Genomic DNA, 26,708 nt, shown 5'->3' with positions numbered 1-26,708 from the left:
CGACGGAGCCTTCTTGTAATACGACCCATTCTTTATTACGGTCTGTATGCTGATGGAAAAGTGTCAGGCATCGGTGTGGGCGTAGTATCCCGCTGCGGCCAGTTTGAAGTATCCTTATCCTTACGGTCTTTTTTCTTCTTTTTGTCCGGCTTCTCCTGCTCCGGCACCGTATCCCTTACCGCGGCCGTTTCACTGGCCGAAGGCGCGGGAATGCCTGAATAGCTGACACTGCTTTGTGTGACAATGAACGCAATGAATACTGCGATGATAGCAATTGGTGTGATAGGCTTTTTCATAATTAATGGCTTTTTTATTGTTATGTAATGTGGTTGCACGGTTTGATCATCATCAGACTGGAAAACAAATACTGCACCATTTAAAATCAATTGTTGTTGTACTGCTGTAGGGGAAATTTCTGAACAGAAAACGTGCAGACTGTGTATTCAGCTACTCATCGGGCAGAAGGTCAGGGCAGTATCTGCCTTTCCCGCAGGGTTTCGAGCACCTGGCTGATCATTTCGTGCCGGGCTTTGTTGTAGGCGTCAATACTGCCGTTACTGATCCAGAGAGTGATGGTCACCCGCAGGTTCGTGCCTTCGATATTCTCGAAGTAGATGTCCGGTTCCTGGCTGAGATCCCGGATGCTTTCGGCAAGCGTTGCCGTCAGCTCTTTCAGGGCCAGCGCCGGTTCCTTATTGAAAGGAATGAGCAGGGTGAGCTGTACCTTTCGCTCCGTAGAGAGGGAATGGTTGATAATGGACTTCTGAAAAATGTCTTTATTCGGAATGATGATGTGCAATCCGTCATGTGTGCGCATGATGGTGGAACGGAACTGTATCTTTTCCACATTGCCGGTGAAGCCATTGGTTTCGATGACATCCCCCACATTGAATGGTTTGTTGAACGTGATATAGATACCCGAGATAAAGTTGGCCGTAAGGTCCTGGAACGCAAAACCCAGCGCCAGCCCCAAGATCCCCGCACCGGCCAGCAGGGACGACACCGCTTTGTCCAGCTTCAGCACCTCCAGCGCCGTGAACAGTCCGATCGCGAAAATGACGGCATAGGCCAATGATGACAGCAAATTGCTGATGGCAGGCTGATGGGATAACCGGCAGGATAACCTGTACATCGTTCGCCGGGCAAACCTGGCCAGCAGGTAGAAACACACGAATACGATCACCGCCACGGCCAGGTTGGGCAGCATCTTGATCGCCGCCTGCAGCCATCGGTCCAGCTTCGCCCAGATGAGGTTTGTCCATTCCATGTATTGATTGCCCATACAGAGATCAAGCAAATACTGTTCCGCCGGTACGCCATCCCTGCAATGGTCGCGTACTGCGCAGATAAAGCACAATATCGTTACCTGGCATGAAACTGCGCAGCTTCCGCTGCGGGTCATGATTTTTTGCGTAAATGGTAACAAGAAATTCCGTCATCGTTCCATCTTTTACATTTCCGTGACTTAGTTTTGTTCTATCAATTCCAACTGTCATTTGCCGGGAGACCCGCTACAGGAAATGCTTTGCAAAAAAGCGTTAACGGAATTTTCATGTTTTTAAAATACCATACTATGCTCAACAAATTAAGATTAGCGTTGCTGGCCGGTGTACTGATCGCCTCACAGGGATTTGCCCAGGCGCCGCCGCGCATCGTTTCCCTGAACGGTACGGTTACAGAGATCGTGTGTGCCCTTGGTTTTGAAAAGGCCCTGGCGGGCGTGGATGTAACCAGTACTTATCCCGCTTCCGTAAAAGCATTGCCCAAAGTAGGGCATAACCGCAATATTTCCGCGGAGCCAGTGCTGGCGTTAAAACCCGGTATCGTGATCTCCACCTCCAATTATATTTCGCAGGCCGTGCTGGACCAGATCAAAAGTGTAGGCGTAAAAACCCTGCTGCTGAAGCAGGAGTACTCCGTCAGCGGCACCAGGTCGCTCATTTCGCAGATCGCCGCGGCATTGGGGGTACCCGAAAAAGGAGCGGAGCTGATCAAAAAGATCGATCAGGAACAGCTGGCGCTCAAAGTAACACCCGCCAAAAAGAAAGTGCTGTTCATCTATGCCCGCGGCGCCGGTAATATGATGGTGGCCGGCGATGGTACTGCTGTTAAGGAAATGATCAATATGGCCGGAGCGGAGAATGCCATCACCGGTTTTTCAGAATATAAACCGCTGAGCGCCGAGGCATTGATCGGGGCAAACCCTGACGTGATCCTCATGTTCGACACCGGCCTGGAAAGCATGGGCGGTGTGGACGGGCTGCTGAAAGTGCAGGGCGTGGCGCAGACCAATGCCGGGAAAAACAGGAAAGTGATCGTGATGGACGGGCAGTATCTCACCGGTTTCGGGCCGCGGGTGATCGGCGCCGTGAAGGAACTGGCGGTAAAGATCAACGGTTGATGGAGAAAAGAACAGGACTGATCGTCCTCATGAGCATATCATTGCTACTGGTCATCGTTATGGCTACGGGCACCGGCGCCTTGTCCATCAAACCGCTGCAGGTGGTCGCCATCCTGCTCGAAAAACTGGGGCTGCGCATACCGGTAGCTTATGATGATAACATGCCGGCCATTCTGTGGATGATCCGTTTGCCGCGTGTGATCCTGGCCGTGCTGATAGGGGCGGGGCTTGCCGTGGCGGGAGCGGCCTTACAGGGATTGTTCCGCAACCCGCTGGCTGACCCGACGCTGATAGGCGTCAGCGCGGGCGCTTCTTTTACCGCCGTGCTGATGATCCTGTTGCAGGCATCCGTGCCATTATTGCGAAACATGTACCTCATGAACCTCGCCACCTTCGCCGGTGCTTTTGTAACCGCATTGATCGTATTCAGGATATCCCGAACGGCCGGTCAGGCGGTGATGACCACCATGCTGCTGGCCGGTGTGGCCATCAACGCGCTGTGCAACGCCATGACGGGGTTTCTCACCTATAACGCCAATGAAGAACAGCTGCGCAGCATTACGTTCTGGACGCTGGGCAGTCTTGGCGGCGCCAGCTGGCAGACCGTTTCCGGGGTATTGCCTTTTATATTGATACCGGTGCTGCTGTTGCCGCGCACCGCGCAGGCCCTGAACGTTTTTGCACTGGGAGAGCGAGAAGCGATGCACAGCGGCGTGAAAACGGCGGCGCTGAAAACACAGCTGATCATTTATGCCACCATGGCCGTTGCGGCAGGTGTTGCCGTAGCCGGGATCATCGGCTTCGTGGGATTGGTGGTGCCGCATATCATCCGGCAGATCGCCGGGCCGGACCACCGGATCGTAGTGCCCTGCTCGGCGTTGACAGGCGCCATCCTGCTGACGCTGGCGGACCTGATCAGCCGTACCGTAGCCGCACCGGCGGAAGTGCCGGTAGGTATCGTTACGGCACTGGTAGGCACACCGGTATTCATCTGGCTGATCATCAAACAAAAGAAATTATCCTTGGCATAATGCTGGAGATCGATCACATATCACTACGCCTGGGCGGAAGGCCGATACTGGATAATGTTCAGTTCCGGGCGAATGACGGTGAGCTCTGCGTGCTGATGGGCGCCAATGGCGCCGGAAAAAGCACCCTGCTCAAAGCCATCGCGGGAGAGTACCCGCATTACGAGGGCAATATCCGCCTGCACGGGCAGGAGCTGCGGCAGCGGTCCATTAAAGATCAGGCCACGGGCAGAGCGGTATTAAGCCAGCAGATCAGCCTGCAGCTTCCCTTTACCGTTATGCAGGTGGTGATGATGGGCCGGTTCGTATATGGGCAGGAGAATGCCGCGCTGGATAAAGCCATTATGCTGTACGCGCTGGAATTGTTGCAGGTAGCAGACCTGAAGGACAGGAATTATCTCACCCTGTCCGGCGGTCAGCAACAGCGGGTGCAGATGGCGCGCGTACTGGCGCAATTGCTGGAAGTGCCGGACCTGGAAGGGGCGGATTACAAGGGAAGGAAAATGCTGCTGCTGGATGAGCCGGTTACGGGCATGGATATACGTCATCAGCAGCTGTCCCTGCAACTGGCCGCCCGGCTGGCCCAAAAAGGCGTGCTGGTGGTAGCCGTGCTGCACGACTTCCAGCTGGCGGCGGCATATGCGCAAAACATCGTGCTGCTGCACCGGGGAACGGTGTACAAACAGGGCAGGCCGGAAACGGTGTTGACAGAACCGGTCATACAGCATTGCTTCGGTGTGCCGGTGCAGGTACTGTCACATCCGCAATATCCTTATCCCCTGATAGTGGCCGGTATGCCGGATCAAAACAGCCATTCATACAATCATCATATTATGGAAACAACGACCAATAACTCCCTGAAAGAACAATGGATACAGTTCCGGGAACAAAACCCCAAAAACCGTATCCGCGATGCTGCCCGTAAATTGAATGCCACAGAGGGCCAGCTGGTAGCCGCTTTCACCGGCGACTGCGTAACGGCATTGCAAAATGATTTCCGGAATATACTGCCGCGCATGCCCCGGCTGGGCCGCGTCATGGTGCTGACCCGCAATGAAAGTTGTGTGATCGAGCGGAAGGGTATTTTTGAGGAAGTCAATGTAGAGAACAAACACGTTGGCCTTGTGCTGGGAAAAGATATTGACCTGCGCATGTTCCTTAGCCATTGGGCATATGGTTTTGCACTGACGGATGATGAAACCGCAGGTTTCAAACGGTCGGTACAGGTGTTTGATGCCCAGGGCGAAGCCGTGATCAAGATATTCGCCCAGCCGGAAACGGATATGGCCGCATGGGAACAGCTGGTAAAGGATTTTACCGCGGCGGAACAGTCAACCTCCATCGCCATTACCCCGGCCCCGGCACCACGGCCTGATGCCGCGGAAATCGACAAAGCGGCCTTCCTGGAAGACTGGGCTGCGCTGAAGGATACGCATGATTTCTTCCCCATGCTGGCGAAATATAAAGCCGGCCGCCAGCAGGCGCTGGAGATAGGGGAAGGCAGGTTTACCCGCCGGGTAGATAATGGCGTGATCAAAGCAATGCTGGAAGATGCTGCCGAAAGCGGACTGGAGATCATGGTTTTCGTAGGCAATCACGGCAATATTGAAATACATACCGGTCCCGTTAAAAAGATCCTTGAAATTCCGGGATGGATCAATGTGATGGACCCGGATTTCAACCTGCATCTGCGGCTGGACGATGTGGCCCGGTGCTGGGTGGTGGAAAAACCCTCCGTGGATGGTACCGTTACCTCCATTGAAGTGTTCGATGCCGGCGGCGAAATGATCGTACAGTTCTTCGGCAAACGCAAGCCCGGAAATCCCGAGCTGCAGGCCTGGCGTGACCTTGTGGCGAAATTCCGGGCCTATCCGGAGGTACTGCAGGCATAATGATCTCTCCGGGGAAGCGGTTGGCCTGATCTGAGCCGCTACGCTGCTTCCCCGGAGCTTCACGCATATCTGTTGCGTACCAAGCCGTATATTTGCAGGTATGTACGCGATCGTAGATATTGAAACAACAGGGGGGTATGCCAGCGCCGGCAGCATTACCGAAATCGCCATCTATATTCATGATGGCCACCAGATCGTACAGCAATTCGAAACGCTGGTGAATCCCCATCAACCCATCCCGCGTTACATCCAGGCGCTGACGGGCATAACGGACGACATGGTGGAGCAAGCTCCTCCCTTTGAAGATGTTGCGGAAGAAGTGTTCAACCTGCTGAAAGACAATATTTTCATCGCGCATAACGTCAATTTCGATTATTCTTTCCTGCGTCATCAGCTGGATGCCTGCGGTTACCGCCTGCAAAGCAAGAAGCTCTGCACCGTGCGCCTCAGCCGCAAGATCTTCCCGGGATTCCCGTCCTACAGCCTTGGCAATATCTGCCGTTCCCTGCACATCAACCTGGTGAACCGTCACCGCGCCGCCGGTGATGCACTGGCTACCGTACAGCTGTTTGAAAGACTGTTGTCGGCCGACAACAACGGGACCATTGCGGCTGCACTAACAACACGGTCAAAGGAAAGATGGCTACCGCTGCATCTCCCGCAGGAACAGGTGGCCGATCTGCCATCCACCCCGGGGGTGTACTATTTTCATGATCAGAAAGGGAAAGTGGTGTACGTTGGCAAGGCTAAGAATATCAGAAAACGGGTGACCAGCCACTTTACCGGCAACAACGCCAACCGCCAGCGGCAGGAATTCGTGCGGAACATACACAGCATCTCCTTCGAGAAAACCGGTACGGAACTGATGGCGTTCATCCTCGAATCCATCGAGATACGGCGGTTATGGCCGATCTACAACAATGCGCAGAAACGGATCGAATCCAGATACGGTTTTTATGTGTTTGAGGACCAGCAGGGATATATGCGGCTGGCCATTGAAAAACGCCGCAAATACACCACTCCGGTGTTTGCCTTCAATATGCTGACGGAAGGGCATCAGCGGCTGCGTACACTGGTGCGGGATTTCAAGTTATGCCCCAAGCTGTGTTTTTTGCAAACCAGCCAGGATACCTGCACCGGCGTTGAAGAAAAAACATGCAAAGGCGCCTGCGAGAAAAAGGAAACGCCGAAAAAATACAATCTCCGCGTACAAAAGGCCGTGGCGCATCTGTTAGCGGAGCAACCCTCATTCATGATCGTGGACAGCGGGCGGGAAGCCACCGAACAAAGCTGTATCCTGATGGAGAAAGGGCGGTTCTATGGCATGGGATATGTACCGCGCGATGTGCCGGTATCCGAAGCGGAAACGCTCAAAGACTGGCTGACGCAATACCCGGAAAATGAGTTCATCCTCAACCTGCTCCGCCAGTATGCCGGCACAAATTCATCAAGGCTGATCAGCCTGTAGCGGAGCGGGGATATTCCATCCCGCATCTCTCTTTTCCTTCACCAGTTTATCCTTTTCCTTCTCCGCATCCGCCTCATCGATGCAGCTTTTCACCTGTATCTGCCCCTTCGTGCCGTTCTTCCCCTGCCGGATGAACAGCTTTGGGCCATTGACCACCACTTCCCAGAATTTCTCTCCAAGCGTCATCCGGGTAGTGCCTGCGGGGGCCGCAACGATCTCTGTTAACGGTACGGTTTCCGGCGCCTGTCCCAACCGCCGCAGGATATCCTCCATAACGCGCTGCGGCTGCTGCAGCCAGTCTTTCGCATAAACCGTCATGGTCTTCCAGCCGAAACTTTCGAGCATGGCGGGGCGCTGGTAGTATTGCTCCAGCACATTGCTGTGGCGGTAGTAATTGTCGTCATCCACCAAAATGCTCAGGGCAAATATCCCGTCATCCGGTTTCGCTTTTACAGCCAGCGAACAACGGAAACCGGACTGGCCTACCTGTTCAGACACTGTAAAGCCCCGCGCTTCCAGCTGTTCCCGGATCTCCCGAAGGATAACCGTGTCAACAGCGCCATAACCGGAAGGTTTTTCCGTAGCCAGTCCCTCCAGGATGTGGCGCGCCTGCTCCATATTGCCGGTGCTGACCGCTTCGGCGTAGTGAAGGAAACGCCGCAGATAACCAGCTCCCGCATTATATACGTTCGTGATCTGCTGATGCCGGATGCTGCTCACTACGGCCATGTGTTTTTTGGCTCTGCTGAAGATCACGTTCAGCCTTTTTTCGCCGCCTTTTTTGTTGATGGGGCCGAAGTGCATGGCCATTTTGCCCCGGGGGTCGGGTGCATAACATACGCTCATGATGATGATATCCCGTTCATCGCCCTGGACGTTTTCGAGGTTCTTGACGAAAAGCCCGGTGAACTGGCCGTTTTCAGTACGTTCCATGGCCTCGTCCAGCAGCGCCTCAAATTTCCGGTCGCCCGCAGCCACTGTTTCCAACGCGGTAGTGATGGCATGCTGCTGCTCCTGGCTGAAGGCCACAATACCAATGCTTTCCGCCGTTTGTTTCAGCAACAGCTCCCGCACAAGATGGGCGATATAAGCGGCTTCGGCGCTGTTCCCTCTTTTGGCGTAAGTGCCGCCGGGCAGATGATGAAAGCTGATGCTGCGGTCGAACAATGCTTTATGGGTGAACAGGGCATCGGAAGGCGCAGTAATGCTGATCGGCGGTTTTTCGCTGCTGTGGATGCTTCTGTCCGGTATCGTGAGCAGGCTGGCGCCGTAGAAAGCGTGGTTGCTGTAGCTGATGAGGGTTTCCGAATGGCTGCGGTAATGCCATCCCAGCATAACACTGCTCATTTTGCGGGCGCCTTGTGTAAGGAGGCTGTCCGCATCGGCGCTCAGCAGCTCGTCCTCTTCCTCATCCCTTTCCAGGTCATCCGGGTCACCGGCTTTGGCGGTGAAGAAATCGGTTGGCGGCATCTGCCGGTCGTCTCCCACAATGATCGTTTGCGGTGCGCGGTAGAGGGATGGCACGCCTTCTTCCAGGGTGATCTGGCTGGCTTCGTCAAAGATCACGGCATCAAAGAACGGCTGGTCCAGCGGCAGGCTGTCGCTCACGCTCAGCGGGCTCATCAGCCACACGGGCTTCAGGTCTTTCAGTACCAGGCCGCTGCTGCGGGAAGTCAGTTCCCGGATGCTTTTGTGCCGCATGCTTTTGGCAAATTCGTTTTCCAGTATTTTCCTGCCTTCCGCATACAGGCGGGCTTCTTCATCTGCTGCATGGCCGGGTTGCACATGCTGCAGGAAACGGCGGCGGATATCCGCACGGATGAATGCGGCATTCAGGTCCAGCAACTGACCGTAACAATGTTTTACTTTTTCCACGGCCTGCCCGATCACCTGGCTGCCGGTGTTGGCGAATGGTTTGTTGAACTGGTAGAGTTGTTTGAGGGTGTGGTGCGCCATGCCGGCTTCCAGTTCTCCCGGCGTCCAGGGAAGGCTGCGGAGCGCCTGTTTCAGCGCATCCGGCATGCCGGTGTAATTGCCCAGCGCGGGCAGCAGGTCTTCCAGTGCCGGCGCGTTCAGGCGGATGCTTTCCAGTTCGTCCCGCAAGGAGAGGAGGTGTTGTAGGGGCGGGTCCTGAAAGGTCTGCTGCAGCTGCTGCTCCAGCCGGTACAGGGTGTCCTGCAACCTGGCAAGCGCCACCACCGCCTGCTTTGCCTGCGGATGCTGCAACAGGTATTGCAGGGAGGGATCAGCCAGGCGTGTGCGTAGCCTTTCGATGGACAGCCAGGTGAGATCGATATTGTCGATCCCGCGTTCAAGTTGTATGCTGCGGCGTTTTCCGGCCAGTTGTCCGGCGGCATCATGTTCCGCTTTCAGCAACGCCAGTATGCTGCTCAGCGGCGGTTTTACCGTGTGTTGCGACCAGTCGTACCGCGTTGTCAATTGTTTTTGCAGCCTGCGCCAGTCGCCGGAAAGGAACCGCCAGAAACTGTTCTCGTGTTTTGCGGCAATGGCTATGGCCTGCAAGGTATCCTGCTCACCGGTTTTTTGTGTCCAATGTATGTTCTGCTGCATGGCTTCGTCAAGCATCCGCTGCATGGACCGGCAAAGTTTCACTTCCCGCTCGAAGGCTTGTGCTTCCGGGTGTTCAGGATCAACCAGCTGCAGGTTGTTGCTTTCCGCCAATGGCAGCAGGAGCGTGGCCTGCACGGCCAGCTGTTTCAGCGTATCCAGGGTTTGCACTTCCAGATCGTTCGCCTTGATCACTTCTTCCACAACCGATAATAATGATTGACAGCCGCTGACGAGTTTGTCCAGCAACGTATGCGGATGTTCCGCCGCAAACACCTGTTCATGCACCCTGCTAAGCGGGTGTGCGGCGAATACCGGGTCCGCGCCGCTTTCTTCCAGCGCTTCGCCCAGCAGTTCCACAACATGCCCGTGCGCGATCCATTGCCGGTAATGCGGTACTTTTTCTTCCTCCACAGGGTCCAGCGGGCGCAGCAGCGGCTTCAGGGCCAGCAATCGCTCCATAAGGGCACGCACGGCAATACCGGCATGTTCCTGTTCCTGCGCATGCGTATCGTGAAATTCCTGCAGCAATTGAAGTTGTTGCTGAAGGGTATGCAGCAGCGCGTTCCGCTTCACGCTGATACTGTGAAGGTCCGGCCCCTTTTGCAGGAACGCTTCGTAAGTCAGCTTCAGGTCTTTAATAAAGGCGCGTTTATCCGCCTGGCTGTCGTGAATATAGCAGCACAGCTCATCCAGTCCCTGTTGTTTCAGGCGGTGATATACCACATCCAGCGCAGCCCTTTTCTCACAGATGAACAGCACCTGTTTGCCTCGGGCCACGAAATCCGCAATGAGATTGGTGATGGTCTGGCTTTTCCCGGTGCCGGGAGGGCCCTGGATGATGTAGCTTTCCCCTTTTCTGGCTTGCAGAATGGCCCTGGCCTGTGTGGGATCTGCCTGTATCACATGGAACCATTCTTCCGGCAGCGCCGGGGATGGCGTTGCGGTTTCTTCCACCGGCTTTGGCTGTGCGCTGAAGAGCTGCTCAAATACGGCATGCTGTTGCGGCTGATCGATCACGGCATTGTAATCGCGCACCAGGCTCATCTTCTTGTAGTTGAAATTGCCCAGCACAATGTGACAGGTGTCGAAATCCCAGCGGTAGGGGTTCTCCGTTTCCGCGGCGATCTGGAACAGCTCCTGGTCTTCCGGCGCCGGCAACGGCGCTTTTTGCAGTTTCTGATGATATTGATTCACGGTATCCCGCGCTTCCTTGTATATCAGCCGGATGCCCGGCTTGTCCGTGTACTGCAGCACAATGCCGCGGTTGGCCCCTTCGATCTGCAACTGCAACAGCTGGTAGAATTGCGTCACGCTCATCTCTTCGAGGTCAACCATATCCGGCAGCGTGATGCCGTACAACTCGCGCAGCTGGTTGGCCAGCACGGGATTGACCTCGGCATTGTTGTCCGTAATGCTCAGTACATACTGATCGCCGCCAACCTGTTTTCTCTTTTTCAATGATACCGGAATGAGCAGGAGGGGGCTGAAGATGCTTTCTTCTTTTTCTCCCTCTTCGCTGAGGTTGTGCCAGCGCAGGAAGGCCACTACGAGCTTTAGCTGGCTGAACCCGTATTCCTGCACGTCACGCTGCGCTTCCAGCCGCACTTTGTTCAATACGGAAGGCAGGTAGATATGATCTTCGAAGCGGAGATATTTGTTCAGCACCAGGTCTTTCATGCCAATGACATGCCCCGCGATCCCTTCATTCCAGGTAAAAAGCAGGTCCGGGCGGATGCTCTGGTGATGCAGCACCATGGGCACACTCCCCAGCGTAAGGTTCACGAAGCGAGCATTGGGTTTGTAGTAAAGCAGGCGGTTCCTGCGGCTGACATCGAACAGGCGGTTGCGGAGCTTGTTGAGGATGAAGGCCTGCCGCTCTTTGCGCTCATGATGGACCCAGCCGGCCACCTGTGCCAGATCGATCTGTTTCTCCGGATCGAAATCACGGTAATGTTCCAGTCGCCGTATGGCCTCCTGCAAGTCCTGCGTGCGTTCCGCGCGATGTAATGCCGTCATTTCCGTGATGAGCGTACCTACGGCAGGATGGATACGGGCAAAACGCAGGGGATGGGCGCGTTGCGCGACAAATGCATCCAGTCCCTCCGGTGTCCGCAGATCGAGGCCGAACGCCACGCTGGCCAGCACGAGACCGAGGCAGAAAATATCCGTCTGCTCATCATGATGGCCGAGCAGCATTTCATAACTTCTATATCCCGGAATGTACGCCGCATGCCGCAGGGGTTGCTGCAGGTCTTTATGCACCAGCAGGCTGAAGGAACCGTTGTCGTCCGCCAGTACCTTTACTTTGTCCACCACCCGGAAATGCGGATGCTGGCTGCCGGTGAGGGCATCCAGTTTGTCCTGCGCCTCCTGCCCGGGATGCGCAATAGCGGTATCGATGGTGAGCGTACGGCCTTGAGCCTGAATAATATCGTCATGGTCAAACGGCGCGACCATACCGGCATCGTGAATGGACTGCACCGTGTTGAACAAGGGCAATACGGTAGCGATAATATCGTCTGTTGTATAGGCTCCGTGCTGAAAAGCAGTCTGCAGGAACTGCGAAAGATCTGTTGTTCTCAAAGTATTCGTTTATGCTGGACAGTTATCACCGGGATGAGCAGGCAAACTCTCCAAAGTTACCATTTCCCGGGATTTGCCAGGGGTTTTTCGAAGGATGCTGGTTACCAGGTTTTTGTGCTTTTTACCGGGAGGAAACAGTTTTTATAAACGCTGGATAACAGGGAAAAATTTCAGTCGGGGACGAATTACTTTTTGCTTTAAATTGCCGGGAGCAAAAATTATTATTTCATGGCTATGGCATACCTTGTTTTACAGTGGTTTACAGACAAACCGTGTAGTGTGTTACTTTTTTATCATAAGTTAGCATCATGGAGCGGACCTCATCCGGAACTATAGCAATTTCTATGTCCGGCCCGGTAAACTGTTTAATGTCCTGAATACTTTGCCACTCCGTTACGATTAAAAACTCCATTCCCTCATACACATTTCTGGTCAAAATTTTAGCAGAAACAAAACCATCTATCAATACCAGCTGTTTAAAGGTGTCTTTTTCAAGATGATCAATGTAGTCCCTGGCCCGTTCCTTTTTTGCAATGCCTTTCCAATGCCTTTCTATCATAGTGTTATATTGAAAGATCATACCGCTGTTCCCGCAATGGTTTGCCGAATGCGGTGGACTTTTTTTCTTCCGTTAATCTGAATCCGTGCCGCTGATAAAGGGAAGACGCAGCATGTAATTCGTGCGTGGTCCACAGGTAAGCGTGCCGGTATCCTTTTTCTTTGAGGAAATCCATGTAAAGCTGCATGAGCTTTTTCCCCAAACCAATACCTCTGTATTCCGGCTCGAGGTAGAAATAACGAAGTTGCGCGGTGTCATTGCCCCGGTGCATCAGCAACACAAAACCGATGATATTATTGTTGTGTTCGCATATCCACACCCGGTCCAGCTGATCATCATAGTTTTGATAGAACTCATGCAGGCCGGCCCCCACATAGGTTTCAAAAGATATACCGTAGTCATACTCCGTACTATACAGCTTGCCATGCCTGTAAATGATATATCCGAGATCCCCGGGCTTCAGCGCTGTTCTTATCTGAATACTATCCAGATCAATCGTTTGTTTCATTTTTTCAGATTTTTCCTGTTGATGAGCAATTGTATCTCCTTCATTTTTTGTACGAGCTCCTGACATTCTTTTTCTGTAAGATCTTTGAAAGTCGTCCCCACCTGTTTATCAGAGGCTTCATTCAGGGTTTCAAACACTGCTTTTCCTTTATTGGTCAATTGCAACATAGCCGCACGTTTATCGGTGGGAGAGCCAGCTTTGGTGATGAGTTTGTTCTTTTCGAAGTGCTTCAGGATGCGGCTCAGGTATCCTTTGTCGATATCCAGCAAAGCAATGATGTCCGAGGCGGTTAGCATGGGACTGTGATATAGCTCATACAGAACCCTTACCTCAGGCAGGGAATAGCTGCTATCCAGGATATGTCTGTCAAGCAGGCCAATAATATTGGTATAAAACCGGTTGAAAGCTCTGATCTCGTTTATGAATGCCTGTTTCATAGATCAAAGATATCCATAATAGTTGACGTTGTCAACTATTATGGATTGAATATCCCGATCGAAGAAATTCGATCCCGGGAATTTTTCCAATCTTGTCCCTGGTTTGAACGCTTTGAATTGCCGCTTCAATGGAGGCGGGAAAAAAGGAGGGTTACGATGCCGTTCGGCTTTCGTTTGCCTGATCATCAGACCGCAGTAAGGCCCTCTCCCTACGCCGTAAACTGCAACTCGCTCAGCCCGCGGTACAGCCCTTCATCCTTCACCATCAACTCCTCATGGGTACCTTCCTCCACGATCATCCCTTTATCCAGCACCAGTATCATATCCGCGCGGCGGACGGTGGAGAGGCGGTGGGCGATGACGATGGACGTTCTTCCGCGCATCAGTTTGTCCAGCGCATCCTGCACGAGGCGTTCGGATTCGGAATCCAGTGCGGAAGTGGCTTCATCTAGTATCAGGATACCCGGGTCTTTCAGCACGGCACGGGCAATGGCGATCCGCTGGCGCTGCCCGCCGGACAGTTGTATGCCGCGTTCGCCCACCACGGTATCCAGCCCTTCGGGGAAGTTGCGGATGAAATCCAGCGCATTGGCCTGCTGCGCGGCATCGATGATCGCTTCTTCCGTGGCGTCGGGGTTTCCATACGCAATATTTTCCCGGATGGTGCCGCCAAAGAGGAACACATCCTGCGGCACTACGGCCATCTGGTTGCGGAGGGCGGACAGGTCGAATGACCGCGCATCTTTCCCGTCGAAGTAAATGCCACCCTGCACCGGGTCATAGAAACGGAGCAGCAGGGAAACGATAGTGGATTTTCCGGCGCCGCTGGGGCCAACAAGCGCCACCTGTTCACCGGGCTGCACGGAGAAGCTTACATGATGCAGCACAGCGATATCTTTCCGGCTGGGATATTGAAAGCTGACATCTTCGAAACGGATGGCGCCGGCAATGCTGCGGGTGCGCTCCGCCGGGGGAAGGGGGTGAATTTCCTCTACCGGCTCATCCAGTATCTCCAGCAGGTTCTCGGATGCGCCGATGGCGCGCTGGATACGGGTATATATTTCCGCCAGCCCGCTGATGGAGCCGCCGATGAAACCGGAATAGAGGATGAAGGAGAAAAGCTGTCCCACGTCCAGTTGCCCTTCCGCCATCAGCATGGCGCCTTTCCAGATCACGGCCACCATGGCGCCGAACAGCCCCAGGATCAGGAACGACACAAAAGCGCCCTGGTAGGAGCCTGCTTTCATCCCGGTTTTGGCGGCCTCATTGGTTTTATTGCGGTAACGCCCGATCTCGAAAAATTCGTTGGCAAATGCTTTCACATTGAAGATGCCCTGCAGGGTCTCTTCCACGATGGTATTGGATTCGGCCACCTGGGCCTGCACCTGTTTGGAGAATTTCCGGATGAAGCGGCCGAATACCACTGCCAATACGCATATCACGGGGAGAACGGCCAGCATGAACAGTGTGAGTTTCGCGGAAGTGAGCGCCAGCAGCACAATGCCGCCGGTGATGATGATCACCTGGCGGAGAAACTCGGCAAGCGTGGTGGTGAACATGTCCTGCAGCTGCGAGATATCCGAAGAAATGCGGCTGTTCAGTTCCCCTACACGCCGCTCTGCAAAGAATTTCATGGGCAGGCGGATCAGGTGACTATACGTGGCCTGTCTCAGTGCAGCGAGTGTTTTTTCCGTTACGGTCACAAATATGCGGATGCGGAAATAGGAGAAAACGGACTGGAGTATCAGCACGGCGGCGAGTATCAGGCCGATGCGGTCCAGCTGCTGCAACAATACGCCCTGATGCCCCGCGTCCACCAGCTCTCCAAGCAATTTCGGAAAGGCCAGGCTTGCCGAGGTGGACAATAGCAGCATCAGCAATCCAAGGCCGAATTGCCAGCGGTAGGGTTTCGCATACTCATATAATCGCAGTGCCTTCCTGATGCTCGAAAAGCTAACCTTTGCGCGTTTGTGCTGTTGTTCCATAGATCGAAATTAAGACATTCGGCTATGGAGTAGACGATCCGGCAGCCGAAATATTGTTTTTACCGCCGTATTCCTGCTGGAGATGCCGTAATAAGCCGCTTACTCAAATGCCCGGAAACCCTTATGCTGCGCGAGTGCCAGCATTTCCTTGTCCCCGCTGCTGTCCCCGTAAGCATAGATGGTCTCGAAAGCGGTGAGCGGAACGGCTTCGCGGATGCGGCAGACCTTTTCGTCCCCGTTGCAGTTCTTTCCTTCCAGGAGGCCGGTGATCTGGTCGTCTTTCACTGCCAGCCGGGTGCCCAGGCAGGGAATGCCGAGCGTCTGGCTCCAGGGTGCTACCCAGTTCTCGGCAGAAGCGGTAACAATATATACGGCATGCCCTTCCGACTGGTGCCAGGCAATGGCATTGAGCGCTTTGGGGCGCAGGAGGGAGGGCAGCCGGTGCCGGCAGAAGTCGTCGCAAAGCTGCTGGAATACCGGAAAGCTGTCGTTCCGGAAAAAGAACCGCAATACGATCTCTTTCATCCGCTGATTGGAGATCAGCTTCATTTTGAACATGACCAGCAGGGGCGAAAGCACCAGCATCCCGGCATAGAAAGCCGCGCTACCTTTCTGAAACCGGATGATCTCAAACAATGTATCCTTTGTTGTAATGGTACCATCGAAGTCAAAGAAAGCGATAACGTTCGTCAAGATCTCATTTTTTAGTTTAACCGGAAACGCCCGGCAGATAAATATACCAAACCGGAATGCCTGTTCAGAGTTTCATTTTTTTGAAGATGAACTCGGGAATGCTCCTGATGATGAACATGATGTACCGCCAGAACCATTTGGTGTAAATAACGTTCTTTTTTGCGATGACGGCCTTGAAAATATCTTTGGCCACATCTTCCGGACGGGCGGTGAGCAGGGGCGGGAGCGTGAGGTCTTCCGTCATGCGGGTGTACACAAACCCGGGTTGTACGCTCATCACATGTACACCAGCGTGGAACAGCCGGTTGCGCAAACCGGAAAGATAGGCGGTAAAACCGGCCTTGGCGCTGCCATACAGGTAGTTGCTCATCCTGCCTCTTTCCCCGGCCACGGAGCTGATGCCCACAATGGCGCCGGAACGGCGCGCGGCCATATCCTCCGCCACTACATTCAGCACGGATACCGCGCCGGTGTAGTTCGTATGCAGGATGCGCGAGGCTTCCTGCCAGTTTTGCTGCCCGGTTTCCTGGCTGCCGAGGTAGCCGAATACGCAGATCACCACATCCGGTTTTACCGGCAGCTGGTGATAAAAGGTATGGTGACTGTCAAAATCCAGGGCGTCAAAAGCATGCGTGGTCACTGCAGCACCGGAGCGGATGTGCAGGTCCTGCTGCAAAGCGTACAGCTGCTCCGGTTTGCGGGCAGCGAGCTGAATGGCATAGTTTCCGGCGGCATATCTCCGGGCAATGGCTACAGCCATGTCTGAAGTAGCGCCTAATATCAATACGGTAGGTGTCATCGGGATCTATTGGGGTGTTAACAGAAGGCGGTCGGATTGTACGGAACGGAATTTACCGCCGGGATTATAGGTGCGGACGATGTCCATGAACTTTGCGGCGTTGGGATAGCTCTTCCAGAACACTTCCTGCTGCATGCGGGCATCTTTCGTGAGGTAAAGGCGGCCGCCGTATTGCAGTACGAGGGCATCCAGCTCATCCAGAAAAGGGAACAGCCCTTTGCGCACGGGAAAGTCCAGCGCCAGCGTATAACCTTCCATCGGGAAGGAGATCAGATCGTCCTGCTTGCCGAAAACCTTCAGCACCGCAAGGAAGGAGCCCCATCCTTTGTCACTGATCGCGCGCAGGATAGCGGTCAGGCCTTCTTTCCGGTCTATCGGCAGCACGAACTGGTATTGCACGAAACCATCCCTGCCGTAGCCGCGGTTCCAGTGATGGATCGCATCCAGCGGGTAAAAGAATGGCTCATATGGCACTACGCCTTCCATCACCTTTTTGTAGTTCTTCCCGTAATAAAGGGCATTGAAGGCCTTCACGGAAAAATTGTTCAGTGCAAAAGAGGGAAGGTTGAAAGGAACGGTGAGTTTCATTTTGGGCGGCAGTACCAGCGGATCGCGGCCCTGCTTATGATTCAGCTCCCCGGGGGTGGCGTGCTCGCCTACGATGAGGATGCTCCTGCCAAAGGCCTTTCCCTTCTGCAGGCAGTCGATCCAGGCCATGGAATAAGTGTAATGCGCATGTTCATCGAAAAGGCGCAGTATCTCGTCCAGGTTTTCCGCCTTGATCTGTTTCTGGCGGATGTAGGCCGTTGCTATCTTTTTGAGGCGGAACCTTACGCTGGTGATGATGCCGGTGAGGCCCATCCCGCCGCAGGTGGCCCAGTACAGGTCGGAATTGTTATCCCGGGAGCAGGTAATGAGACCTTTGCCGGTCAGCACATCCATCCGGATAATATGATTGGAGAAGCTGCCTTCGGCGTGATGGTTCTTGCCATGCACGTCCGATGCCACGGCGCCGCCGACGGTGATGAATTTGGTGCCGGGGGTAACCGGCAGGAACCATCCTTTCGGCACGGTGATCTCCAGCACCTGGTCCAGCGTCATGCCGGCCTGGCATTCAAAATCCCCGGTTTCCACATCAAAAAGCAGGGCTTTATCGTACCGCAGGGTGGAGACGCTATGCTCTCCCAGGGAGGCATCGCCATAACAACGGCCATTCCCCCGGGCAATAATATGATCATGGGTATCTACATACTGTTTCAGCTGCTCCTCCTGGGAGAAGGAGCTTTCTTCACATGTCAGCACGGGGTAGTTTCCCCAGTTTGATAGTTGTTTGCGCATTTTACTCAAAAAAACTTTTATTGGCCGGTAAAATGGCCGGCAGTAAATAAATGATCACATAAAAGCTCAGTATCCAGAGGAAAATGGTTATTTGAATAAAGCGGTCTTTGTACAGGATTTTGGTGGGAGAACCCGTATCGTTCTCTACATAAGTGATCTGCAAATATCGCATTAATCCTGCAATAACAAAAATGGTGGTATAGTAGAGCCGGTAGGTATGGAAATGCGCCATCGTATCCGGGTCCATCGTGTACATCAGGTAAGTGACGATGATGACGGCGGATACCAGTGCGAGGGATACATTGAGAAAGTCCATATTATACCCCTTGGAGGCTAACCGGACGTCCTTGCCGGAGGCTATCTTGATGACAATATCGTCCCGCCGCTTGGCGATGGCCATAAAAAGGGCCAGGAGAAAGACCATCAGCATCAGCCATTCCGATACAGCGATCACCGCCAGTACACCACCGGCTTTCACCCGCAGCACAAAGCCGGCGGATACGATGAAAATGTCAACGATGGAAATGTTCTTCAGGCCGAAAGAATAGGCCAGGTTCAGCACGAAGTAGATGCTCAGCACGAACATGAACTTCAGGCCCAGCAGGTAAGCCCCGCCAAGGCCGGCCACTACCAGGGCAAAAAAGATGCCCAGGGCGGCGTTCTTTGAAACGGCCCCTGAGGCCAGCGGGCGCTTGCATTTGGTAGGATGCGCCCTGTCGGCCTCTATATCCCGGTAATCATTAATAATATAGATACTGCTGGCCAGCATGGAAAAACAGGCAAAACCCAGCAATAACAACAATATTTTATCTACATTGAATATTTCACCGGCAAAGAAGAGCGGAATGAAGAGGAAAGCATTTTTTGCCCAGTGTTTTGGTCTTAATAGTTTCAGATACTGCAAAGGGATTAAGCATTAATGCGTCGCAAGATACAACGAATCTAAAGAATTGTGTTTAATTTCGCCCCATTAATAACGAAATAACATTATTTGTAAATCTAGCCCCTGATGGACCGTTTTTTGCTGACGCGGCGCAACGCGACGATAATGGAGAGTATCATCATTATTGGTCTTGCCCTTGTACCGCTATTTGTAACATTCCCTTACCGTGTGAATATCTTTTTGTCATGGGAGGGGGCATATCGCCTGTCTCTCGGGCAGATGCCTTACCGTGACTTCGGAACGCCGCTGGGTTTTGGCTACTGGCTGATCCCGGCTATGTTCTTCAAGCTCTTCGGTCCGCAACTGATCTCGCTGGTGAAAGCGCAGGTATTGATCAATATCGCGGGCGGCTTTGCGTTCCGATCCATCATGAGGAGCATGCAGCTGACTTTGGGGGCGCGGGTATTGTCCGTATTGCTGTTCGTGCTGTCCTATTCCTTTTCCAATTTCTGGCCCTGGTATAATCATACGGTGATCATTTACCAGCTGATCGGCCTGGCCTTTCTGTTATGTTCGCTGAAAGGCGGGAAATGGCGCTGGCTCACCCTTTTTGCGGCGGCTTTTTTCACTTTTCTCAGCTTTTTTACGAAACAGGACGGCGGCGGGCTGGCTTTGCTGCTTTGTCTGGCGCTCCTCGGATATCACAGTCTGCATGAAAAACGGTGGACGGAACTGCTGGGGTTCATTGGTTTTTACCTCCTCACGGCCTGCCTGTTCATCCTTCCGTTCGTACCGCATGGCTTCGGGTACTGGTTCAACCACGGTCAGCCGCCCCATAATTCCAGGCTGGCCATATCGGATTTCGCGGATGAGATCATGAACTACTCCCAATGGCTGAAGTTCTATTTCCTGCTGATCGTATTGGTGACCCTCCCGGCACTGCGGAACTGGAAGGCGTTGTGGGCAGATAAACGGCAGATGACCTTCCTGCTGCTGACCATCGGCATACTGGTGGAAGCGGCCTTGTTCCAGGTGACGAGTTATACGCCGCCGGACAACAACATCTTCTTTCATAGCTTCGCTTTTGCTTTCATTATCACCCAGTTGTCGCAAATACTGCAAATAAAACTGGAGCAACTGCGGTATTTCCTGGTATCCGGGCTGCTGGTACTGCTGTGGTGGTCCGGAACTTTCTACAAATATGTTGACAGAATGCTCGCCAGAGTGCTTCCGCCCAAAGTGGAAACGGTGGAAAGCGAGGAAAATGTGGTGTCACGCAACAACTTCATGGTCAATACAGATACAACGGATGTCTCCACTTCTTTGTGGATATTTTCCGCATTGCCGGAGTTCAAAAATGTGTACATGCCGCCCTCTACTGTAGAAGGAATGGAGCGGCTGATGAATATGCCGGAAATAAAATCCAAAGGAAGAGGGGTGAAGGTATTGAACCTCAGTGAATTAACCCCATTAGATCATGCAATAGGCTATCAGCTGGAAACCGGGCGCAACATTCCGCTATGGCATCACCTCGGCGTGGGGATGTTCAACAGCCAGTTGAAGGATTATTCGGAGAAAGTGAGGAACCATTACTACGATGTGGTGATCTTCGAATATGCGCCGACGCTGAACAATTTTTTCCCTTTTGCGCTGCGCGACGAATTGAAACAGCATTACCGGCAGGTGGATACTTTCCTGGCTCCACGCCGCCCGACCAATGCCACGATTGAGGTGTACGTGCCTTAGCCGGAACGTTTACAGTCATGCACACTTTTACAACTATCAACTTTCCGTAGAAAGCGGGTGGAACGGTGGGCAGTGGAGGAACAGCGGGTGGTCACCGGGTGATCTCCGGGGAGAAGGTGGACTTGATACAGGGATGATCTGCTGCTGGCAGATAAAGAACAGGGGCGGATAGGCGCCCATCAAACGGAAACCATGAACATGTCCCGCAAAACAAAACTCATTACCGCTCTCGGGCTGGTGTATATCCTTTGGGGCTCTACGTACCTGGGCATGAAGATCGCCACGGAGGTGCTGCCGCCATTCCTGCTGTCCGCCATCCGTTTCGTTATTGCCGGAGGCATCATGCTGGTGATCGGTTTAACAGTGGAAAAGGAGAAAACGACCCCGAAGCAATGGCTGAATGCCGCTGTTGTGGGCGTGATGCTGATCGGCATCGGTAATTCCAGTGTAGCCCTGGCAGTGCGGTATATGCCAACAGGACTGGTAGCCCTGTTCATAGCGGCTTTACCCGCATGGATCATTGCGCTGGACTGGGCCTTTTTCAGCAAGGAACGCCCGAAGGCGCTTACGCTGTGGGGATTATTCCTCGGTTTTGCCGGGTTGTGCTACATTTTTAACCCGCTGGACACCTCGCACCGGGATTACCCGCTCTGGCCCATTCCCATCCTTACCCTCGGCTCGCTGGCCTGGGCTTTAGGGTCTTTATTGTCCCCGCGCCTGAACACACCGAAACAGCTGACTTCCTCCGGCATCCAGATGCTGGCAGGCGTGGTATCTTCCGTTATATTGAGCAGCCTGCTGGAAAGACATGAGTGGGGGGCGCTGCAGGCTGCCACTATCAGGACCTGGTCCGCCGTGCTTTACCTCGTGATATTTGGTTCGCTCATCGGCTATACGGCCTATAGCTGGCTGGTGAATAATGCACCTGCGCGGCTGGCATCTACCTACGCGTACGTGAACCCGGTGGTAGCCATTCTGCTGGGATGGCTCGTTGCGAATGAGACCCTTTCCGGCCGGGCGCTGACCGGTTCCGCTATTGTAATCGCAGGGGTGGTGCTGATGACGTTGACGAAGAAGAGCAACGGGCACTGACAGGTTCAGCCTTTGCAATCGCAGGCGTGGTACTGATGACGTAACCGGCACTGATCATTTGGCCGGGCGCAGCCAGGGCTGAATTTGCAGGCACTGATCATTTCGTCAGTTCAACTTCAAAATGAAGTATATGCTCATTAGCGACCAGTAGGTCATTAATTTGCGACATATTCCTGAGCGTTCCCACCAGTTCATATTTTCCTTCAAGTATCACATCGCCCGAACTGTTTTCTGTAGTTTTTGCCGTTGCGATCTTTTTGATCTGCAGGTGATTGTCTTTAAATAGCTGTTCCAAAGCTTCCGTCTGCAAGGCATGTTGCCGGTAACGGATAGCATAGTACTTTTTTTCCTTTCCCCAGACGATGAGCTCTTCGGCAAAAGAGAGCCCCGCCAGCACCACGATGGTAGCGATCAGCGTAAACAGCGCCAGCATATAGTCTCCCACACCGATGGACATGCCGATGGCGGCGGAGATCCAGATGGTGGCAGCGGTGGTGATGCCATCTATCGTAAATCCCCCGCGAAAGATCACCCCGGCGCCGATGAAGCCCACACCGGTGAGAATATTGGACGCAATACGGTCACTGCTCATCACCCCACCGATCTGCACACTGAGGATGGTGAACAAGGTGGAGCTCATACAGATCAGGGCAATGGTCCGGATACCTGCTGCCTTCCGGCGCCATTCCCGCTCCAGCCCCAGCAGACATCCGGCCAGCAGCGCCAGCGCAACACGGGAACAGGTGATATTGATCGCTTCTTCTGGTAACATTATTGAATAGTTTAATGAATTAAAGCCTCAGTACCGGTCAGGCAACGGCACGCCGTTGACAGACAGCAGCCGGTCCAGCCGCACGGTAAGCCCGTTGTCCATACGCAAATACTCTGCCTTGTTCACCGTATAGAGATCGGCAATAATTGCGGAGACCTCCTGCCTGTCACCATTGTCATCCAGGAATACCAGCAGGGAGGGGGTACGCATGGTAGCCCAGGCCTCCAGGCGGTCGTAATAGTCGCAGTTGATCGGCTGATATGATTTTTCATTCATCTTCATAAAATTTGCTTTGCAAAGTTCGCGCCGCGTGCCCTATTTTTGCAGCACTGAAAAAAAAGTAACCTGAAAAAATAATCCGGCATGTTAGAGTCTACCTTTAAGTTCCCGAATCAGACGGCCTTTTATAAAGGAAAGGTACGGGATGTTTACACCATTGAAGACAAATGGATGGTGATGTTTGTGAGCGACCGTATTTCTGCGTTTGACGTGGTATTGCCCCGCCCCATCCCTTACAAGGGGCAGGTGCTGAACCAGATCGCAGCAATTATGCTCGATGCCACAAAGGATATTGTGCCCAACTGGGTGAGATCCGTGCCATTGCCTAATGCCACAGTTGGCCTGAAGTGCGAGACCTTTCCCGTGGAAATGGTGGTGCGCGGGAACCTCACCGGTCACGCCTGGCGTACCTACAAAAGCGGCAAGCGGGAGCTCTGCGGCGTAGCGCTGCCCGAAGGGCTGAAAGAGAACGATTATTTCCCCGGCGGCCCCATCATCACCCCCACCACCAAAGCGCATGAGGGGCACGATGAGGATATCTCCCGTGACGAGATCATTTCCAGCGGCCTGGTGAGCAAAGCGGAATACGAGTTGCTGGAAAAGTACACCCTCGCCCTGTTCCAGCGCGGACGGGAACTGGCAGCCCAACGCGGCCTCATCCTGGTGGACACCAAATATGAATTCGGCAAGATCGGTGATACCATTTACCTGATCGACGAGATACATACCCCGGATTCTTCCCGTTTCTTTTACTCGGAAGGGTATGAGGACAGGCAGAAAGCCGGTGAGCCGCAAAAGCAGCTGAGCAAGGAATTTGTGCGGGAGTGGCTGATGGAGAACGGCTTCCAGGGCAAGGAAGGCCAGCAGGTCCCCGAAATGCCCGATGCCTTCGTGGAAAGCGTGACCAACCGCTACATTGAACTGTTCGAAAAGATCACCGGGCAACCGTTCAAAAAAGAAGCGGTGAGCGCGGAAGAGGCGGAAAAGAAGATCGTAGAAACGCTGAAAAGCTTGTAATCACGGAAAGGGCGGCGTAAAGCTGCCCTTTTTGTTTTCCCTGGCAGGAGCCTGCACCTGCCATCCGTAAACCCGTTCCCCGAAATCTCCAACAATCCCTACATTTGTAAAGCATATTACGAAACCAGGCATGATGAGGGTATCCTGTAACAAGTAAACACCAAGGTGCCATCAGACCAGTAAAAGACAAACGACTAACGGATGAAACACCTTGCAGCTTTAAACAAATACTTCGTAAAATATAAATGGCGCTTTTTACTGGGGATGCTCTTTACCGCGGTCTCCATCGTGTTCACCGTGTTTCAGCCCATCCTCGTCCGCCAGATATTCGACCTGCTGGACCAGAATATCCGCAATTACCGGATGATAGAAGATACGGGACTGAACAGCGCTTTCCGTTCCGGTTTCTCCAAAACACTCACCTTTTACGGCGTGTCCATCCTGGGCCTGGCGCTGCTGAGCGGGTTTTTCATGTTCCTGCAACGGCAGACCCTCATCGTCATGAGCCGCCATATCGAATACGATCTCAAGAACGAGATATTCCAGCAATATCAGCGGCTGGACCTGAATTTCTTCAAGATGAACCGCACGGGCGACATGATGAGCCGCATCACGGAAGATGTTTCCCGTGTGCGCATGTACGTAGGGCCGGCCCTGATGTACGCCACCCGCACCGTTATTATGATGGTCATGATCATCTGGCTGATGTGGGCCGTAAATCCCCTGCTGACCCTTTACACGTTATCTCCGCTGCCTTTGCTGGCGCTGACCATCTATTTGGTCAACCGGGTGATCCATAAAAAAAGCGAACGCATACAGGCACAGCTGTCCAATATCACCTCCGTAGCGCAGGAATCCTATTCCGGCATACGGGTGATCAAATCTTACGTACAGGAGGAACCCAGTGCATTGCATTTCGAACAGGCGAGCGAGGCCTATAAAAAAAGCTCTATCAGTCTTGCCAGGACCGATGCGCTCTATCAACCGGCCATGGTGCTGATGATAGGGCTGAGCGTGATCTTTACCATATTTATCGGCGGCCTGCAGGTGATCGAAGGCAATATTACGATAGGTAATCTCGCGGAATTTGTGCTGTATGTGAATATGCTCACCTTCCCGTTCTTTTCCATCGGATGGGTAGCTTCCATGATACAGCGCGCTGCGGCTTCACAGCAGCGGATCAACGAGTTCCTGGATGAACAGCCCCAGATCCGCGACCAGCCTGATGCCAAAGACATGCCGCTGAAAGGGGAGATCCATTTTTCCCATGTATCCTTTACTTATCCGCATACCGGCATCCAGGCGCTGAAAGACTTTGAGCTGAAGATACTTCCCGGTCAGAAAGTAGCCGTGATCGGGCGGACCGGCTCGGGGAAATCTACGCTGGCACAGCTGCTCATCCGCATGTACGATCCGCAGGAAGGACAGGTGAAAATGGATGGAACGGATATCCGGACGCTGAAGATCACAGCGCTCCGCAACCAGATCAGCTACGTGCCGCAGGATGTATTCCTTTTCTCTGATACCATCAGCAACAATATCCGCTTCGGAGAACCCGCCGCATCCGAAGAAGCCGTACGGAAAGCAGCCGCGCAAGCGGCCGTGGAAAAGGATATCCTCCAGTTCCCCGAGGGCTTCAACACCATGGTAGGAGAGCGCGGCGTTACCCTCAGCGGCGGCCAGAAACAACGTATATCCATCGCCCGCGCACTGGTGCGGGACCCGCATATCATGGTGTTTGACGACTGCCTCTCAGCCGTGGACGCCCGCACGGAAAAAGAGATCATCGGTAACCTTTATGCGTATCTGCAGGACAAAACAGCCATTATCATCACGCACCGCATCTTCACACTTTTTACGTTCGACCGCATTATTATGCTCGACGAAGGAAGGATGGTAGAGAGCGGAACCCATGAGGAACTTTTAGCGAAGAACGGATACTATGCGGAGCTGTATGCACGTCAGCAAACAGGGGAAGAAGAGAGCGTAAACGAATAGCTTTCATCCGTTTGTATTGCGCTCCTGTCAAGCTTTGCGCGAAATATAAGATGTTTTTTCAAAATCATTTAAAATTATTTTGATATTTGTAAAACAATAGTATATTTGTTGATTATTGATCATTCAAACAGGATTTGATTCGTTAACACTTAAATCTATCAACTGTGGCGTACGAAAACAACAATCAACAGGAAAGAAACAACGACAGCATCTTTTCCAAGAGATTGAAAGCGGGCAAAAGAAGAACTTATTTCTTTGATGTAAAAACAACCCGGGGGAACGACTACTTTCTTACTATCACAGAAAGTAAAAAACGTTTCAACGACAACGGTTATGACAGGCACAAAGTATTCCTGTACAAGGAAGACTTCAACAAGTTCCTGAATGCATTAACCGAAACTATCAATTATGTGAAAACAGAATTGATGCCCGATTTCGACTTCGATGCTTACAATCACGACTACTCAGAAAGCCGTGAAGATGAGCAGGATGGTGAAAGTGTAGAAGTTGTTGCTCCCCGTGCTGAAGCAGAGACTGAGACTGTGACCGAAACCGAAGTGACCGTTGAAGCAGAAACTCCGGCTTCTTCCGCCGGTGAGGAAGTGGACAAATGGTAATTTTCTCCCTGCCAGCTTTACGATATGATATTTAAGACCTCC

At 53.1% G+C, this 26,708-nt stretch carries 23 protein-coding genes; 9 read left to right on the top strand and 14 right to left on the bottom strand.

The window, feature by feature from the left end:
- Nucleotides 1-35: 35 nt before the first annotated feature.
- From FW415_RS16635 to FW415_RS25030, 3 genes are all read right to left on the bottom strand, one after another.
- On the bottom strand, nt 36-296 hold the full coding sequence (locus FW415_RS16635) for a hypothetical protein (protein WP_148387286.1): 261 nt from the start codon (nt 294-296) through the stop codon (nt 36-38).
- A 170-nt stretch (nt 297-466) separates the two neighbouring features.
- Complete coding sequence (locus tag FW415_RS16630; RefSeq protein WP_246858777.1) at nt 467-1,267, bottom strand: mechanosensitive ion channel family protein; 801 nt, start codon at nt 1,265-1,267, stop codon at nt 467-469.
- A gap of 22 nt (nt 1,268-1,289) precedes the next feature.
- Nucleotides 1,290-1,439, bottom strand: coding sequence for a hypothetical protein (locus FW415_RS25030; protein ID WP_168208600.1), 150 nt, complete (start codon nt 1,437-1,439; stop codon nt 1,290-1,292).
- A gap of 134 nt (nt 1,440-1,573) precedes the next feature.
- On the opposite strand from FW415_RS25030, the gene FW415_RS16625 reads away from it, so the two are divergent.
- The 4 genes from FW415_RS16625 (at nt 1,574) to FW415_RS16610 (ending at nt 6,789) form a co-directional block, all read left to right on the top strand.
- A complete protein-coding gene (locus FW415_RS16625; RefSeq protein WP_148387282.1) occupies nt 1,574-2,401 on the top strand; it encodes a hemin ABC transporter substrate-binding protein in 828 nt (275 codons plus the stop codon).
- Entirely contained in the window at nt 2,401-3,432 is a 1,032-nt protein-coding gene (locus FW415_RS16620; RefSeq protein WP_148387279.1) for an iron ABC transporter permease, read from the top strand. Before FW415_RS16625 ends, FW415_RS16620 begins: the two co-directional genes overlap by 1 nt.
- Nucleotides 3,432-5,321: a heme ABC transporter ATP-binding protein gene (locus FW415_RS16615; protein WP_148387277.1), complete on the top strand. Its 1,890-nt coding sequence runs from the start codon at nt 3,432-3,434 to the stop codon at nt 5,319-5,321. The genes FW415_RS16620 and FW415_RS16615 overlap by 1 nt, the downstream gene beginning before the upstream one ends.
- A gap of 100 nt (nt 5,322-5,421) precedes the next feature.
- Nucleotides 5,422-6,789 carry an exonuclease domain-containing protein gene (locus tag FW415_RS16610; protein ID WP_148387275.1) on the top strand — a complete coding sequence of 456 codons (1,368 nt, stop codon included), beginning with the start codon at nt 5,422-5,424 and terminating at the stop codon, nt 6,787-6,789.
- Here the strand turns inward: FW415_RS16610 and FW415_RS16605 are convergent.
- The 9 genes from FW415_RS16605 to FW415_RS16565 form a co-directional block, all read right to left on the bottom strand.
- On the bottom strand, nt 6,769-11,943 hold the full coding sequence (locus FW415_RS16605; RefSeq protein WP_148387273.1) for an AAA domain-containing protein: 5,175 nt from the start codon (nt 11,941-11,943) through the stop codon (nt 6,769-6,771). The genes FW415_RS16610 and FW415_RS16605 overlap by 21 nt on opposite strands.
- A 259-nt stretch (nt 11,944-12,202) precedes the next feature.
- The gene (locus FW415_RS16600) at nt 12,203-12,502 is read right to left on the bottom strand and encodes a hypothetical protein (RefSeq protein WP_148387270.1); all 300 of its coding nucleotides are present in this window, start codon (nt 12,500-12,502) and stop codon (nt 12,203-12,205) included.
- A 4-nt stretch (nt 12,503-12,506) separates the two neighbouring features.
- A complete protein-coding gene (locus tag FW415_RS16595) occupies nt 12,507-13,010 on the bottom strand; it encodes a GNAT family N-acetyltransferase (protein WP_148387267.1) in 504 nt (167 codons plus the stop codon).
- Nucleotides 13,007-13,447, bottom strand: coding sequence for a MarR family winged helix-turn-helix transcriptional regulator (locus FW415_RS16590; protein WP_148387265.1), 441 nt, complete (start codon nt 13,445-13,447; stop codon nt 13,007-13,009). The genes FW415_RS16595 and FW415_RS16590 overlap by 4 nt, the downstream gene beginning before the upstream one ends.
- A gap of 209 nt (nt 13,448-13,656) precedes the next feature.
- Nucleotides 13,657-15,432: an ABC transporter ATP-binding protein gene (locus FW415_RS16585; protein WP_148387263.1), complete on the bottom strand. Its 1,776-nt coding sequence runs from the start codon at nt 15,430-15,432 to the stop codon at nt 13,657-13,659.
- Nucleotides 15,433-15,531: 99 nt separating this feature from the next.
- Nucleotides 15,532-16,125, bottom strand: coding sequence for an HAD-IB family hydrolase (locus tag FW415_RS16580; RefSeq protein ID WP_210420717.1), 594 nt, complete (start codon nt 16,123-16,125; stop codon nt 15,532-15,534).
- A 64-nt stretch (nt 16,126-16,189) separates the two neighbouring features.
- Nucleotides 16,190-16,924: an SDR family oxidoreductase gene (locus tag FW415_RS16575; protein WP_148387260.1), complete on the bottom strand. Its 735-nt coding sequence runs from the start codon at nt 16,922-16,924 to the stop codon at nt 16,190-16,192.
- A 6-nt stretch (nt 16,925-16,930) separates the two neighbouring features.
- Nucleotides 16,931-18,262 carry an FAD-binding oxidoreductase gene (locus tag FW415_RS16570; RefSeq protein ID WP_148387258.1) on the bottom strand — a complete coding sequence of 444 codons (1,332 nt, stop codon included), beginning with the start codon at nt 18,260-18,262 and terminating at the stop codon, nt 16,931-16,933.
- 1 nt (nt 18,263) lies between these two features.
- Complete coding sequence (locus FW415_RS16565) at nt 18,264-19,166, bottom strand: decaprenyl-phosphate phosphoribosyltransferase (protein ID WP_148387255.1); 903 nt, start codon at nt 19,164-19,166, stop codon at nt 18,264-18,266.
- Between the two features lie 105 nt (nt 19,167-19,271).
- Between FW415_RS16565 and FW415_RS16560 the strand changes: the two genes are divergently transcribed.
- Nucleotides 19,272-20,891, top strand: coding sequence for a hypothetical protein (locus FW415_RS16560; protein WP_148387253.1), 1,620 nt, complete (start codon nt 19,272-19,274; stop codon nt 20,889-20,891).
- A gap of 192 nt (nt 20,892-21,083) precedes the next feature.
- Nucleotides 21,084-21,983: an EamA family transporter gene (locus FW415_RS16555; protein ID WP_148387251.1), complete on the top strand. Its 900-nt coding sequence runs from the start codon at nt 21,084-21,086 to the stop codon at nt 21,981-21,983.
- 97 nt (nt 21,984-22,080) lie between these two features.
- Here FW415_RS16555 and FW415_RS16550 read toward each other — a convergent pair whose 3' ends face one another.
- On the bottom strand, nt 22,081-22,755 hold the full coding sequence (locus FW415_RS16550) for an MgtC/SapB family protein (RefSeq protein WP_148387249.1): 675 nt from the start codon (nt 22,753-22,755) through the stop codon (nt 22,081-22,083).
- 27 nt (nt 22,756-22,782) lie between these two features.
- Nucleotides 22,783-23,031, bottom strand: a complete 249-nt coding sequence (locus tag FW415_RS16545; protein WP_246858776.1) for a hypothetical protein — start codon at nt 23,029-23,031, stop codon at nt 22,783-22,785.
- An 87-nt stretch (nt 23,032-23,118) separates the two neighbouring features.
- Between FW415_RS16545 and FW415_RS16540 the strand changes: the two genes are divergently transcribed.
- The 3 genes from FW415_RS16540 (at nt 23,119) to FW415_RS16530 (ending at nt 26,666) form a co-directional block, all read left to right on the top strand.
- Nucleotides 23,119-24,051: a phosphoribosylaminoimidazolesuccinocarboxamide synthase gene (locus tag FW415_RS16540; protein WP_148387244.1), complete on the top strand. Its 933-nt coding sequence runs from the start codon at nt 23,119-23,121 to the stop codon at nt 24,049-24,051.
- A gap of 201 nt (nt 24,052-24,252) precedes the next feature.
- Nucleotides 24,253-26,049, top strand: coding sequence for an ABC transporter ATP-binding protein (locus FW415_RS16535; protein ID WP_148387242.1), 1,797 nt, complete (start codon nt 24,253-24,255; stop codon nt 26,047-26,049).
- 164 nt (nt 26,050-26,213) lie between these two features.
- Nucleotides 26,214-26,666 carry a DUF3276 family protein gene (locus FW415_RS16530; RefSeq protein WP_246858775.1) on the top strand — a complete coding sequence of 151 codons (453 nt, stop codon included), beginning with the start codon at nt 26,214-26,216 and terminating at the stop codon, nt 26,664-26,666.
- Nucleotides 26,667-26,708 lie beyond the last annotated feature (42 nt).

Source organism: Chitinophaga sp. XS-30 (assembly GCF_008086345.1).
Classification (GTDB): domain Bacteria; phylum Bacteroidota; class Bacteroidia; order Chitinophagales; family Chitinophagaceae; genus Chitinophaga.
This window is presented reverse-complemented; position numbering and strand designations above follow the sequence as displayed.